The following is a 14,975-nucleotide window of genomic DNA, read 5'->3' on the forward strand; positions in this document are numbered from 1 at the left end:
ATGAGCACAAATGATAATGTTAGTAGCCCAACAATTCCCTTTTTAAAACAAGAAGCGGCAGTACTTTTCGAGATTGAAGAGACGCATTGCGGTCATCAGCTTGGTATTATGACTTTAAATAGCCCAAAGTCGCTCAATGCTCTAAGCGTTGAGATGTGTCAACTGTTATCACAGCAGCTCGAAGCTTGGCAAACGGACAGCCAAATAGTCGCCATTATTGTTCAGGGCGCTGGCGATAAAGCTTTCTGTGCCGGAGGAGATATCCGTAAGCTTTATGACAGTATGTCAGAGTCCGCACCATTACCGAACCCTTATGCAACAGAGTTTTTTGGTCATGAGTATCGCCTGTATCGGCAAATGCACTTTTATCCTAAGCCACTAATTTTATGGGGTGATGGTATTATCATGGGCGGCGGTATGGGGCTTATGGCGGCTTGTAGCCATCGTATCGTCACGGAGCGTACCCGCTTTGCGATGCCTGAGATTACCATAGGTCTGTTTCCTGATGCTTCAGGGAGCTGGTTCTTGCAGCGTATGCCCGCCAAAACAGGTCTGTTTTTGGGTCTGACCGGCGCTATGTGTAATGCTGGAGACGCTATTATTGGTAACCTTGCTGAGTACCATGTTGAAAGTAGCGACTATGACGCTATCATTGAGCGCTTAAAAGCTACTAATTGGCGAGCGGAGATAGAGCAGGGATCTAGTAGGCTGCCGAGTATTACCAGCCGCGCTTTAGCAGCGCAGCCATCGACTCGTTTGTCTGAGAGTAATTTGGCTAAATACTGGCAAACCATTAATAAGCTTATGAATAGTGGCGGACTGGCTGAAATTGATCATCTGCTACAAAATGACGAAGCTTTGCATAACATAGATGCTGACTTTGCCGCCGATAAATGGACACAAAAAGCGCTAGCAACTTATCGTCAGGGTTGTCCAGTAACTGCCGCTTTGACTTACGAGCTTTATTATAAAGTCAGCGCCTTATCACTAGAGCAAGTGCTCTATTTAGAAGCCAATGTCGCCGTACACTGCGCGGCCAATCCTGACTTTAGAGAAGGGGTGCGAGCACTGCTCATTGACAAAGATAAAAATCCGCAGTGGTCACGCACATTAGCTGACTGCCTAAGCGCCGAGGGGCAGGCGTATATCGAGTCACATTTTGAGAATCCTTATGCGCCTTATCAGCATCCTTTGCAAGATTGGCTTACCGCCGATGCTTTAGGCTCGCAGCACGTCCGCTAGCGTGGCACTATATTTATCTTATAGTGGATTGACTATAAGTCATTACTAAATAATTACATCAAGGAATGATGGAATGAACAACACAGATAGCGCAAGCGACTCCGTTAAAGATATAAAGCCTAGTATCGCCTTTATTGGTCTCGGTAATATGGGCGCGCCTATGGCAGAGAATCTACTCAAAGCAGGCTACGCTCTAAGCGTTTATGATCTATCATCGGCAGCGACTGAGCGTCTACAGCAAGCAGGTGCTAGCGTGGCTGACAGCCCAAAGCAAGCGGCTGCCAATGCGCAAGTGGTGATTAGTATGCTCCCCGCTGGCGAACATGTGCTATCGGTGTATTTAGGAAGTAGCCAAAATGATGCAGAGGGAGCAAACGGTGAACAAGGACTGTTATCCCATCTTTCTAAAGACACGTTAGTCATCGACAGTAGTACTATTGCCGCTGCAGACGCGCGGCAAGTAGCAGAGGCGGCAAGCACGCTTGGCATAGACTTTTTGGATGCGCCAGTCTCAGGTGGCACCGGTGGGGCGACAGCAGGTAGCTTAACTTTTATCGTAGGAGGTGAGGCTGATGCTTTCGCTAAAGCAGAGCCTATCCTTGCCGCAATGGGTAAGAACATCTTTCATGCAGGCGCTAATGGCGCCGGACAAGTCGCCAAAATCTGTAATAATATGCTGCTTGGTATCTTAATGACAGGCACGGCAGAGGCGATAAATCTCGGCGTCAAGAATGGCTTAGACGCCAAAGTACTATCGGATATTATGCTGCAAAGCTCAGGGCGTAATTGGACATTAGAGGTCTACAACCCTTATCCGCAAGTGATGGACAATGTCCCCTCTAGCAATCGCTATCAAGGCGGCTTTATGAGTAAGCTTATGCAAAAAGATCTGAATCTTGCGCTGCAAACTGCAAAAGAGACTCAGGTCGACACGCCAATGGCACAACGAGCAGCGCAGCTTTATAGCGCTCATACTAGCGAGCATGGTGATAAGGATTTTTCGAGCATTATGGCCATCCATGACAAATCAGTACTGCCTTAATAGCTTGTAAAGGGAACCAAAAACATCTGTCTTAGTAAAGTTATAGATTTAGAGCCAAATCCGCTGGTTATTTCATTTCAAACTCATAACACAGTGTTTGGATATCCTGCGCGGCGACTCTAAGTCTCGGTACATGAGTCTGTAACTTCTCTAAAGAGACGCGGATAGTAGGCGCATTCACGAAGAGGGAGGCAAGATAGCGTGATTCTTTATCAAGGATAGGCACGGCTACTGATAAGGTCTCAGAGATGAACTCTTCATTATCTATGCCCACGCCTGACTCAGCGATAGCGTCTAATTCAGCATTTAAAGCATCAGCATCGGTAAAGGTATTTTCAGTAAATCTATTGAGTGAGAGCTGGCGCAGCATCTTAGTGCGGGTTTGCGCGGGCAAAAGACTGAGATATAGCTTACCCGTTGCGGTACACCACATCGGCGATTGAGAGCCGGCTGGTAAGTAGATCTGGATAGGCAGATCAGTCTGTACGCGATTGGTATATAGCATGCTCATCTCATGCGGCACGGCGATACCGCAGCTTTCCTTTATATCATCAACCAATCCTTGCAGTATCAATTGTCGCTCATGAAAGAATTGCTTTTGTTGCCACAGCTCTATACTCAAATTACGTACTCGCTTTCCTGGTATTATTCCGCCTCCTATATCCACTCCTACAAATCCTTCTTCTACCAAAGTCTGTATCAACCGATGGATAGTTGGTTTTGGAATGTCTAGATCCTTTGACAGCTCAAGGGGTGAGAGTGGCCTTTGGGCATAAGACACTGCTTCTATAATCTCTAATACACGAGTAATAGACGATACTTTAGGCATAATATTGGCTCGATAGTTAAGGGTTGATCATTCATGCGTTTGCTAATCAGGAAACTCGCTAACATATCCATTCTAGAGAAGTAGGGCTTACTATTTTCATCATTCAGGCAGGATATCAGCAATAAGCTGTACTACTCTTTTTGTATGTAAGGTTCGCTAAGATACATCATTTCACATAACACAACAAACAGTAGTAATTAGTTATATAAGCTACACTGTTTAAAATCTCATAATAAGCCAAAATAGCATTCAGTTACTTAGATATGTGCTTAATAGTTTTAAGCTTGTCGATGGCTTATTTATTGGTTATTTGTGGTTGTCGAATGTTGCACTAATTTATAGTATTACTTACTTTAAAGTGCTACTTAATACAGCTAATGTTAAATGTTAAAGGTCAACGGCATTAGCCATTATTTATTAAAGCTATTGATACACTAATAATTCTCTTGAACACATCTTGTAACACTAATGCGCTTTATGACAGAGTGTAACGGTAATAATTACAATACCTACGTAATCTTTACATAATGGCAAACAAAAAGCGCTTCTTAGGGGATGACTTTTAGAGTCAAAATTGTTTTAATCTGCTCAACAAAATGATGGTTTGTAAAAATGCTAAGTCGTCATTCACTGTGGGCAAGCTATTTCATATTTTTAGGAGATTAATGATGAAACTTATTAAACTTACAGCGGTATCTGCCGCTATTTTAGCCTCAACTGCTGCTATGGCTGCTGACCCAATTGTTGTCGTAGATGACAATGATGCAGTGGTATATGAAGCAGCAACTCCTGCTTATCAGTATAACCAAGATGCGGGTATCATTCGTAACACGACAGGCGCTCTAGTCGGTACTACCAAAACTTTATTTAACACTGCTATCAATCCAGCAGCGGTTAGTGCTGAAGTCGGTACTTTAGGTTATGGTGCTAACGTTGCATGGGGTATCAACGATAAAGTTGAGCTACAAGCTGGTTGGGCAGGTGGTGATCCAGCTGATCTATTCGGTGGTGATTTTGACGCTAACGATGTTGAGTATGATGTCGATGCTGACTTTAGTAACCCTTACTTAGGTGTTCAGGTGCGTCCAGCAGCGAACTGGTTCACTATGGGCGCTGGTGTTATCGTACCGGACAACAGTCTTGATGTAAAAGCCAACCCTGAAGGTGGCTACTATAAAATTGACGGCGTAAAATATGACGCTAATGATGTCGGTTCGTTAGAAGGTAGCATCGACCATCGTAACAAGCTAGCGCCTTACGCGACTATCGGCTTCCGTCCAAACATCACTAATAACTTTGGTGTCTTTGGTGAGATTGGTGCCGCTTATCTTGGTACGACCTCTGCAAAAGTTCGCAGTAATAATACTAATTTAAACGTACAGAATGATTCTGGTAATTTAACAGGCCAAAGTGCCGATGATGTAGCTTTAAAAGCTGCTCAAGAGCTTGAAGATGAAGATTACTTAGAGTGGTTACCAATCGTTAAACTAGGTGCAACTTACCGCTTCTAGTTCGATAGTTGAGCTATTTTAATAGTATAAAAAAGCGGCCTTTGGGTCGCTTTTTTTGTGTTTTGAATTTCCTTAAATGCTATATGAATATTGAATAGTCGAATAGTAAAGCGAATGCTGTCTTATATCAGAATACCACTATAATCTGATGGTTTGAAATATAAGCTATTTTGTGCACAGCGTCTCGGTGCAGCTCAATAAACATCTCGTTAGTAGAGGAGGTATTATTCTGAATATTATTATCTGCGCTATTATGTTCAATAAGTGTTTGGATCAGTGGCACATAAGCGCTACCTAAACCTACTGTTAGCTCCGTTTGATTGATTTTTATTAAGCTTTCTTTGACTTGCCAAAGTAACCTAACCAAATAATCACGTTTAGCGACAGGAAGTTGCTCTAGCAGAGCAATTTCATCAGGATGATAGAAGCGTTTGGCGACTTGCCAAGCTACGCTATTGACCTCAATATCTATGCCGATAGCGCTATCATAGCTCAGAGCGACGGCTACTCTATCTGCCGAATGACTAAAACACACATAATGGCGATGATTTTTGAGTCGATAGGGAAATGCTGACTCGTCTAACGTATCAACTATACCGAGCTCAACTAACAACTTATTTAAAAGTAAGCGCACGCCAGTACGTTGGCTTTGGCGCTTAACTTTTTTGTTTGCTAGGGTTTGTTGTGCAGAATCTAGTGAAGAGGAGTCATTGGCAAGTGGGTTATGAGAGTGTTGGACTAAATAAAATGTCTGTAAAGACAGCGCTTTATTCTCGAGGCTGCTAGCGGATAAAGCTAAAGGAGTGAGGGCAGTCGAATAATTTATCCATAATTGAGCGGCAGTAGCTCCTAAGCGACCAATAGCACAATAGTGGGTCGCAGTGAGCTGCGTATAGTGGATATCATTAAGTAAGATCATAAGGTGAAGTAACAATATCAATAATCATAAGAATACTAGTATGGCAGGTGTCAACGGGTAAGCGCAAAGCTCGTTAGCTAAGCTTTTTTAAACTATAAAAAAACCCAGTAATACTTATATTACTGGGCCAAACTCAAAACAGAGAACGAATCACAAATACGCTAGCAAGGGCTATTAATACGACAGCTCAGCACGGCGGTTTAATGCGTAAGCCTCTTCAGTGTTGCCAGCTGCCGCAGGGCGTTCTTCACCGTAGCTAATCACACGGATATTATTGGCGGCGACCCCTTGTGCTGCTAAGTAGTTACGCGCAGCTTGTGCACGGCGCTCACCCAAAGCGATGTTATACTCACGGCTACCGCGCTCATCAGTATGACCAGCGATTAGCACTTGCGTACCTGGATTTGCATTTAGTAAGCTGACATGTTGATTGAGTACGCTAGCAGACTGTGCGGTGATTTCGCTACTATCAAACGCAAAATATACCACAGCTTGCATGTTCTCTGCAGCATTGACTACGCCTACTTGGTTATCAACGATAACTGCGCCTGTATAAGCCCCTTGACCACCAGGGATGCCTAAGGGTGCCACTACCACTTCAGAAGTGGCGCGCTTGGTAGCACAACCTGTGGTCAAGGCCACAGCACTAGATAAGACTACCAAAGCACTAATCTTGGCAAAACGGTTATTAAAAATAGAATGTTGTGACATTTGAAGCTCCTAAATATAATTAATTTGTTGTTTTAAATATTTTACAAGAAACTTAAGCAATTGACGTTTATCATAAAATCAATGTTACGTTGTGTAAGTAGCATTACTGTAAATAATATCAAGGTTCGGTAAATATTACAGTATGTGTCTGATAATTTATTTTCAAAAAATATATATTCTAACTTTTATCAAGTTTGGTTGTAATAAGCCGCAATTTTATTTAAGCAATTGCTACCTGTGATTACCAACGATGCTTATCCCAATTTTCAGGATTAGCCCAGTATTTATTATTTAACCAATTCGGCAAGCGTTTGTAATCATAAAGGTTAAATTGCCAAAGGGATAGGGAGGGTTGTGCGACCAGTGAATCACTAGACGCATCAGAAGCTGATGTTTTTATAGCCGTATCTAAGGGTTGGTCATTTAAAATATTAAATGGTGTAAAACCGTAGGCTCGTAGATCTGAGCTGTTATCAATAGCGAGTAGTAGATGGGCGGCATATAAGTCTCGGTAGCGCATTATGATAGGGGTAAATTGCGGTAGCTGCTCTTTTGAGAGAGTAGGTAGCCAAAAGCAGGCAAGCTCATAACGCTGCGGGTTATATTGGTTATTAAGCTCAGCTAAAGTACTTATTTTAATATCAGTGTCTCTACTATCTGCAACCCTATTCGCCTCACTTGGCTCCTTATCAGTATCACTATCAGTGTTAACTGGAGTCTTTTGCTTATTTTGTAGCTGTCGGCTTAGACTTTCTGCTTCCTGGCTGTTTTCTACTACCCATAGCATCTTAATCGGCTGATTGCTTTTGTTTTTCACCTCAGTATTGGTATCAGTATCAGCAGTCGCTTGATACAGTGATGGCAGAAGGGCTTGAGTATAAGAGATTAGTAAAGGCAGGGTGAGGGGAGAAGGGTTAACAGCAGCAAGATTGGGAGTAGTGTTCATAAAGGGCGCCAAAGTGATGAAACTGTGAGGTTGCTCTTGAAATTTACGTATTCAAGCCAATGTAGCGTTAAAGCGTAGCAGAATCAAACTTAATTTAAAGAGTGTGCTAAAAGCTAAAGCAAGCGGTACAAAAATAGCTTATCACTAGTCTTTGTTTTCTTTATAAAAATAGTAGGATGATCAATGTCAACGACCCAAACCGATGCCAACATTATCAATGCAGACATGCCTGATGTCCCTGCGCACATTCCCAGTAAAATCCACCTAAAAGACTATAAGCCACCCAGCTTCGATGTTGAAACGGTCGATTTAGATATTCAGCTGTTTGATGATAATGCCATCGTCGATAGCACTTTGGTGATGCAGCGGCAAAGCGATGGCGACTTAGTCCTCGATGGCGAGGATCTTGAGCTGATAGCTATTAAACTCAACGGTCAAACACTTGCTGATGAGCGCTACCAGCAAGCTGACGGCAAGCTTATCATTACCGATGCTCCAGATAAGCTGACTTTGCAGCTGCAAGTGCGTATTTATCCGCACACTAATACCGCGCTTGAAGGTCTGTATATAGCGGGTAGTGGTAGCGATACCATGTTTGTGACTCAGTGTGAGCCTGAGGGCTTTCGCAAGATTACTTTTTATCCTGATCGCCCTGATGTGCTAGCAGTATTCACCACGCGCATTGAGGCGGATAAGCGCTTTCCAACTTTACTTGCCAACGGTAATTTAATCGAAGCTGGTGAAGTCGCCGAAGATAGCAATCGTCATTATGCGATTTGGCACGACCCAACCAATAAGCCCAGCTATCTATTCGCCAGCGTCATTGCTGATTTAGAAGTGTTAAGTGATAGCTATACTACTAGTGAGGGACGCGAGGTCTTGCTTGAGCTCTACGCTAAAAGCGATGACATTGAGAAATGTCATGTGGGTATGCAAGCCCTAAAAGACTCGATGCGCTGGGATGAGGTCAATTACGGCCGTGCTTATGATTTGGACCGCTATATGATAGTGGCGGTCAGTCAGTTCAATATGGGCGCGATGGAGAACAAAGGCCTCAATATCTTTAACACTGCTTGTGTGCTCTCAAGCCCTGAGACGACTACGGACGCGCGTAGCTTCAGTGTCAAAGCGATCATCGCTCACGAGTATTTTCATAACTGGACCGGTAACCGTATCACCTGCCGCGATTGGTTTCAGCTGTGTTTAAAAGAGGGGCTTACGGTCTACCGCGATCAGTCCTTTTCAGCCGATCAGCAGTCAAGCGCCGTGCAGCGTATTGATGACGTCGCCACCTTACGCGCGCATCAGTTTAGTGAGGATGCAGGGCCACTTGCACATCCGGTACGCCCTGAGAGCTTTGTGGAGATTAATAACTTTTATACCACGACGGTGTATGAAAAAGGCGCTGAAATCGTACGGATGCTTGCTAATACTTTGGGCGCAGAGAACTTTCGCACAGGTACTGATGAATACTTCCGCCGTTACGATGGGCAAGCGGTGACGGTTGAAGACTTTTTATCAGCGCTAAGTGTTACTGATAGTAGGATTGAGGACTTTATCGACTGGTATCGCCAGCCCGGTACGCCCGTAGTATCTGGTCATCAAGACTATGATAGTGACACCCAGACTTTGACGATTCATCTACAGCAACAGACGCGCCATGTACCAGGATTTGCGGCGCCAAAGCCACTACCGATACCAGTAGCGACTGCGTTATTTGACAAAGATTCAGGCGCTATCATCAGCGAGCGTATGCTGATGCTTGATCAGGCAGAGCAGACCTTTAGCTTTGATAATGTTGCACAAGAGCCAGTGGTTTCCTTGCTGCGTGATTTTAGTGCGCCGGTGCAGCTCAACTACGACTATCAAGATGAAGATTTAGCGTTTTTACTTGAGCATGAGACCAACGGCTTTAATCAATGGCAAGTGACGCAAATGCTAGTCAATCGTATCTTGCTCAATATTCAAGGTAATAAAAAAAGCAGCCCTGATATCTATTTGCAGGCTTTAGCGAAGACTTTACCTAAGCTGGCAGCGAGTGATGCCATGCTAGCGGCGCGTCTGCTCGATATTCCATCGGCGCAGGAGCTGGCTTCAGCCATACACCAAGACTACGATCCTAAAGTGGTCAAACAGCAGCGTGATGGTTTATATAGTCAAGTGGCGCAGGCGCTCAAAGATCAGTGGACGGCCTTGTATGAGCAGCTACCAATGCAGCCTTACTCAGATACGCCAGAAGCGCTTGCTCAGCGTGCCCTACGTAATGTAGTGTTAGATATGGCATTAACCGCTAACGTAACTGGCGCAGGGGAGTGGGCACAGCAGCAATATGATAATGCCAGCTGTATGACAGAACGCTTCGGTGCACTAAAAGCGATGGTCAATCATCAAGCTGCAAATGCGAATGAATATTTAGCAGACTTTTATCAGCGTTTTAAAGACAATGATTTGGTCATTGATTTATGGTTTAGCGTGCAAGCCTCGAGCACTCATGTCACCGCACAAGGTATTAAAGCTTTATTGGTGCATGATGATTTTGACTGGAACACGCCTAACCGGATACGCTCGGTGATTAGCGCATTTACCTCGCAGCCGACAGTATTTTGGACCGCTGAGGGCTTGTCTATCTTTACAGGGGTTATCAAGTCGTTAGATAGCACCAACCCGGTGTTGGCGTCTCGCTTGTTACAAGTGCTAGCGCGCTGGTATACGCTAGTAGAGCCAACTCGGCAACTGGCAGAAGATGAGCTTGTGGCTTTGCAGCAGCAAGTATCTTCGAAGAATGTATTAGAGACATTAGATAGTGTGCTCAGTGCGGCAGATGTTTCTGCTTGATGGCAAGCCTAGCAGAAAATAAAAAGCTCATCTAATAAGATGAGCTTTTTTTGGGTTGAGTGTCAGTAATATTAGTAACTATCGGTTAGGTAGTATGTCTTTTACCGCATCACGAAGCTCATGAAGAGCGGTCACAGTACTATCCCAGTCTAAGCAGCCATCAGTGATAGACTTGCCGTACTCAAGCTGACTGAGATCAGCGGTGAGCTTTTGATTGCCACCCTTTAGATGACTCTCAATCATCATACCGATGATAGACTTGTTGCCATTTTGAATTTGCTCAGCGACGTTATTAATGACCATCGGCTGCAAATACGGATCTTTACCTGAATTAGCATGGCTTGAGTCAATCATAATCTTCGTGCTAGTTTTGCCTTTCTCAAGCTGGCTTTCAGCTTCTGCCACTGCAGTTTCATCATAGTTCGGCTTACCATTGCCGCCGCGTAATACGACATGGGCATAAGGGTTGCCTTTAGATTTAATAATAGACACTTTACCATCAGCAGATAGGCCTAAAAAGCTATGACCTGCTTTGACCGCTTGCATAGCGTTGACAGCGACTGTCATACCGCCATCGGTGCCGTTTTTGAAGCCGACAGGGCAGGATAAGCCTGAGCTCATCTCGCGATGCGTCTGACTTTCAGTAGTACGCGCGCCAATCGCTGACCAGCTGATGAGATCTTGCATGTACTGCGGCGTATTCGGATCGAGCGCTTCGGTAGCACAAGGCAAGCCTTTCTCATTGAGATCGATCAACAGCTTACGAGCGCTCCGCAGACCCTTTTCGATATCGAAACTGTCATTCATATCAGGATCGTTGATCATGCCTTTCCAGCCCACAGTGGTACGCGGCTTTTCAAAATAGACTCTCATCACTACAAATATACTATCTTCGACCTCTTTGGCCAATATAGCTAAGCGATCGGCGTATTCGTGAGCGGCTTTTATATCGTGAATAGAGCAAGGACCAATAACCACAAACAAGCGCTTGTCTTTACCATCCAAGATGTCTTGAATCGTATGACGGCCTTTTAGTACGGTTCTATAGGCGGCATCGGTAAGGGGTAGCTCAGTTTTTAGCTCAGCGGGGGTGACTAAAGGGATGAATTGTTCAATATTCACGTCATCAATATCTGCGTTGTGGGTAGCTGTTGTTGTCATGGGTATCTATCATCTAGCTGATTTGTAGGAATATTCATTATGAGGTCAAAAGTGTTCGTTGACAAGGGTAGCCTTGCAGTTAATTGACTGATAACTGGAATGTGAAAACCAAAATTTTGTTATACTTGTTTTTTTATGATTATGTTTCTCTTTATTTTTATCAACATTAAAGGTTTGTCATGACTCATTTTGCTAAGCCTACTGAAGCTTCTGAACAGATTGTTCCCTTAGATGATCAGGCATTATCATCAGTGCCATCATTAGCGCCATTGGTCATAGGGATAGTTGCTGGCGAGGTGTCGGGGGATAGCTTAGGGGCAGACTTTATGCAGCAGATGAATAACTTGCGTGGTGATATCGTCTGGGTCGGGGTTGGCGGACCAAAAATGCAAGCGCAGGGGTTACAAAGTCTGTTTCCCTTATCGCGGCTAGCTGTAATGGGTTTGGTCGAAGTTGTCGCACAATTATCTGACTTATTTAAAGCGCGTCGTGAGCTTTTGACCGCCTTTGTTGATGCTAAGATTGATTGGTTTATTGGTATCGATGCACCTGACTTTAATCTACGTGTTGCTAAGAAGCTCAAGCCGAAAGGGGTATTTTGTGTACAATACGTCAGTCCCTCTATTTGGGCGTGGCGCGAGTCGCGTATCCATGGTATCAAGGAGGCGACTCACTTGGTGCTTTGCTTATTTCCATTCGAGTTGCCCGTCTATGAGCGCTACAACCATCCGGCGATATGCGTGGGCCATCCGCTACTCAGAACGCTCGATGCTGCGCTGATAGAGACGCCGACCAATCAGCTGCGTAGTGAGCTAGTTTGGCAAAATGACGGGCTACAGCAGTTCTTTATCGAGCGCTTCGATGCAGTCAGTCAGCTAATTTGTGTGATGCCAGGGTCGCGTCGCGGTGAGATTACCGCTATTTTGCCGTTGATGCTCGATGGGATGCAAAAACTGTTATTAGTCGATCCTAAGCTGTGTTTTATTATTCCGACTGTCGATCAAAACCATCAATATATCGTACAAGAGGTGATAGATAAACGCTCTGAACCACTGCGCGCCGCTATCGCCGTTGTCTATGATGAAAGTCAGCCGACTTTCAGTCAGCAAGCGATGGCTGCCTCTGATATTGTGTTATTAGCTTCAGGTACCGCTACTTTTGAGGCGATGCTCCTAGAGCGTCCTATGGTGGTCATTTATCAGCTTAATCAGCTGACTTATCAGATTGCTAAGCGCTTGGTCAAAGTTCCTTATGTGGCGCTACCTAATATCTTAGCCAGAGAGATGATAGTCACTGAGCTCATTCAAGAGCAAGCGACAGGCGAGAATATTTGCCGTACGCTGACTAAGCTTTTACAGCCGCGGGCTTATGACGAACAGCTACACAATTTACTAGCGACCAAGCGGGATTTGCAGCAGCAAAGCAACCACGATCCTGCCAATAGTGTAGTCGAGCAGTGGTTTGCACAAACGAGAGCGCATACCGCTCGCAATGAAATAGTCTAATAGCGCCTTAAGTCCTAGTAATATAAATTAATTTCAGTGATATAAAATGAGTATTGATTTTCAAGTTCTGCCTATCGACACTGGTATTGAGCACATCAATATTAAAGGTCAATATACGTCTTTAGCCGCCCCTATAAAGTTAACCGGACAGCTGCATCTGCTACAACTCGCGGCTGAATATCCAGCGCTAGCGGCGCAAAGTGAAATCTTGCCAACGCTACAAATTGGCATTGATGAGGCGGGGCGTGGGCCTTTATTAGGGAGTGTCCATGTTGCGGCGGCTATTCTACCGAATATCTGGTCAGATCTTATCGAAAACCAACCGCTAAGAGACACGCCTTTATCTATCCTGACCGACTCCAAAAAGCTCAGTGAAAAAAAGCGCGATACGCTTTATCCTTTAGTGCAGAAGTACGCGCTTGGCTATATCATTGCTGATATTCCAGCGGCAGTCATAGATCAGCTGAATGTTTTACAAGCAACGATGCTCGGTATGCGCTTATGTACCGAAGGCCTGCTAGAAGCAGTGGCTACCAATGTTGCTAATGTCCAAACAAGGCAAGTTGAGGTGTTATTCGATGGCAATCGCTACCCTGAATTGGATTATGCTAGGTTAGCTGAATTTGGACTATCCTCATCTGTTATTGATTGCCAAGCTTGGGTCAAAGGGGACGCGCGGCTCACCAGTATAGCGGCGGCTAGTGTCTTAGCCAAAGTCAGCCGTGATCAGACGATGTATGCCTTAGATAGTAAGCATCCTAAGTATGGTATTGCCAAGCATAAAGGCTATCCGACCAAAGCGCACCTGCAAGCTATCGAGACACATGGCGTGCTAGCTGAGCACCGCCGCAGTTTTGGACCTATTTGCAAAGCACTGGTAAATAGTGCGCTTAGCTGTGCTACTAAATAACCTAAGTAGAATTGTTATAACTTAATACGTTTTAAATAATAGTCGATAAAACAATAGTTTGTGATTGAAACTAGCTTAGTTTGCATTTATAGTTTGTTAGAAGGGCTTCATTATGATGCTCAAACTCTTTATAGGATAGCTGATGTCGCAAATATCGTTAACTAGAAATCTAGGCGTTATTATTTTTTTCAGTGTGTTTTTGAGCGCTTGCGGCGGCGGAGGTGGCGGTTCAGAGGCTAGCTCTAATCCGCCAGCTAACCCAGCACCACCAATTCCGCCTACAACAGACAATAAAGATCAGATTATTCCTCCACCCGTCACTGCTACTCCACCAGTAGATAATAATTCTCAAGCAGTTCTGATCGCAAACAATGAGTTCAGTATTGCTCGTACCAGCTGTGGCCTTGGCGGACTACAAATGGATCAACAACTAGCTAATATTGCAAGTCAGCATAGTCGTTATATCAAGCATGTGTTTGCTAATAGTACCCCAACGGTTTTTAACCCTCATTACGAAAATAAGATCAGTGATATCGCTGAGGTCACTGCCCAAAACAATCCTTTTTTTGGCGGGGTTAGTTTTACCGATCGACTGGCTAATGCTCAATACGCGAATCTAAAATACGGCGCGACTGAAAATATCGCTCAGACTATTTATTACAGCTCTGTAGGAGCACTTATCAGTGCTGATGATGCTGCCAGCTCAATGGCAAAATCTTTACTAGCGGCGCCTTATCATCTGCGTTCACTGATGCGAGCAAGCTCAAGCGTAGTAGGAACTGAGGTGGTCGGCTACAAGCCTTTTAATAGAGATAACAAAAACAACCAAGGTTATGTATTAGTCACTCATGCTGCCGCGACCGCGGCGAGTGCAAATGATACGGCGCAAGGGATTTTTACCTATCCTTGTCAAGAGGTTCAGGGTACGGTCACTGGGCTTTATAACGAAAGCCCAAATCCGGTACAGGGCACCGGTCGCGATTTACGCGTCGATCCTATTGGGCAACCTATTTATATTCATGTACCTGCCGCACAAAGCATCAAAGTCAGCAATATAGAATTTTATGATGTCAAGCGTCAAATCACTGTGCCTGTTAGCTTGCTAGATTATGATAATGATCCGCACAGAGCGACTGCTAACAGACTGCCTGATAATGAAGCTTTTATTTTACCGTTGACAGACAATCTGCAAAGCTGTGAAGCTGGTAGAAAAAAAGGCGGCAACTGTGGTCTGTATGGCAACAGCGAATACCGCGTCAGCTTCGATGTGCTAGTCGATAATAAAGGTTTTCAAAGCAAATCATTTAGCTTTACAACGGGCGCTGTCAATTATTAGGCGCTGTCTAAATAAGCAATGTTTAAAT

The 14,975-nt window shown here is 44.4% G+C and carries 12 protein-coding genes; 7 read left to right on the plus strand and 5 right to left on the minus strand.

The window, feature by feature from the left end; genetic code table 11:
- Entirely contained in the window at positions 1-1,242 is a 1,242-nt protein-coding gene (locus ACTXGJ_RS00110) for an enoyl-CoA hydratase/isomerase family protein (protein WP_443564727.1), read from the plus strand.
- A 73-nt stretch (positions 1,243-1,315) separates the two neighbouring features.
- The gene (gene mmsB, locus ACTXGJ_RS00115; protein ID WP_439241238.1) at positions 1,316-2,284 is read left to right on the plus strand and encodes a 3-hydroxyisobutyrate dehydrogenase; all 969 of its coding nucleotides are present in this window, start codon (positions 1,316-1,318) and stop codon (positions 2,282-2,284) included.
- Positions 2,285-2,351: 67 nt separating this feature from the next.
- Here the strand turns inward: mmsB and ACTXGJ_RS00120 are convergent, their stop codons facing one another.
- Positions 2,352-3,113, minus strand: a complete 762-nt coding sequence (locus tag ACTXGJ_RS00120; protein WP_439241236.1) for an IclR family transcriptional regulator — start codon at positions 3,111-3,113, stop codon at positions 2,352-2,354.
- Between the two features lie 668 nt (positions 3,114-3,781).
- Here ACTXGJ_RS00120 and ACTXGJ_RS00125 point away from each other — a divergent pair.
- The gene (locus tag ACTXGJ_RS00125) at positions 3,782-4,624 is read left to right on the plus strand and encodes a hypothetical protein (protein ID WP_443564873.1); all 843 of its coding nucleotides are present in this window, start codon (positions 3,782-3,784) and stop codon (positions 4,622-4,624) included.
- A 127-nt stretch (positions 4,625-4,751) separates the two neighbouring features.
- Here ACTXGJ_RS00125 and ACTXGJ_RS00130 read toward each other — a convergent pair whose 3' ends face one another.
- The 3 genes from ACTXGJ_RS00130 to ACTXGJ_RS00140 form a co-directional block, all read right to left on the minus strand.
- Entirely contained in the window at positions 4,752-5,543 is a 792-nt protein-coding gene (locus ACTXGJ_RS00130) for a 4'-phosphopantetheinyl transferase family protein (protein ID WP_443564728.1), read from the minus strand.
- A 174-nt stretch (positions 5,544-5,717) separates the two neighbouring features.
- Positions 5,718-6,254, minus strand: coding sequence for a peptidoglycan-associated lipoprotein Pal (gene pal / locus ACTXGJ_RS00135; RefSeq protein ID WP_439241230.1), 537 nt, complete (start codon positions 6,252-6,254; stop codon positions 5,718-5,720).
- Between the two features lie 241 nt (positions 6,255-6,495).
- A complete protein-coding gene (locus tag ACTXGJ_RS00140) occupies positions 6,496-7,200 on the minus strand; it encodes a DUF6231 family protein (protein ID WP_439241228.1) in 705 nt (234 codons plus the stop codon).
- A 183-nt stretch (positions 7,201-7,383) separates the two neighbouring features.
- Here ACTXGJ_RS00140 and pepN point away from each other — a divergent pair, with 183 nt between their 5' ends.
- Positions 7,384-10,035 carry an aminopeptidase N gene (pepN, locus tag ACTXGJ_RS00145; protein ID WP_443564729.1) on the plus strand — a complete coding sequence of 884 codons (2,652 nt, stop codon included), beginning with the start codon at positions 7,384-7,386 and terminating at the stop codon, positions 10,033-10,035.
- 78 nt (positions 10,036-10,113) lie between these two features.
- On the opposite strand, the gene ACTXGJ_RS00150 is transcribed toward pepN, so the two are convergent.
- A complete protein-coding gene (locus ACTXGJ_RS00150; RefSeq protein ID WP_439241224.1) occupies positions 10,114-11,196 on the minus strand; it encodes a 3-deoxy-7-phosphoheptulonate synthase in 1,083 nt (360 codons plus the stop codon).
- A 251-nt stretch (positions 11,197-11,447) separates the two neighbouring features.
- Between ACTXGJ_RS00150 and lpxB the strand changes: the two genes are divergently transcribed.
- From lpxB to ACTXGJ_RS00165, 3 genes are all read left to right on the plus strand, one after another.
- Positions 11,448-12,701 carry a lipid-A-disaccharide synthase gene (gene lpxB, locus ACTXGJ_RS00155; RefSeq protein WP_443564874.1) on the plus strand — a complete coding sequence of 418 codons (1,254 nt, stop codon included), beginning with the start codon at positions 11,448-11,450 and terminating at the stop codon, positions 12,699-12,701.
- A 46-nt stretch (positions 12,702-12,747) separates the two neighbouring features.
- Positions 12,748-13,611: a ribonuclease HII gene (locus tag ACTXGJ_RS00160; RefSeq protein WP_443564730.1), complete on the plus strand. Its 864-nt coding sequence runs from the start codon at positions 12,748-12,750 to the stop codon at positions 13,609-13,611.
- A 142-nt stretch (positions 13,612-13,753) separates the two neighbouring features.
- Positions 13,754-14,947, plus strand: a complete 1,194-nt coding sequence (locus tag ACTXGJ_RS00165; RefSeq protein ID WP_443564731.1) for a CAP domain-containing protein — start codon at positions 13,754-13,756, stop codon at positions 14,945-14,947.
- Positions 14,948-14,975: the final 28 nt, after the last annotated feature.

Origin of the sequence: Psychrobacter sp. 1Y11, assembly GCF_052259045.1 — a bacterium.
Classification (GTDB): Bacteria; Pseudomonadota; Gammaproteobacteria; order Pseudomonadales; family Moraxellaceae; genus Psychrobacter.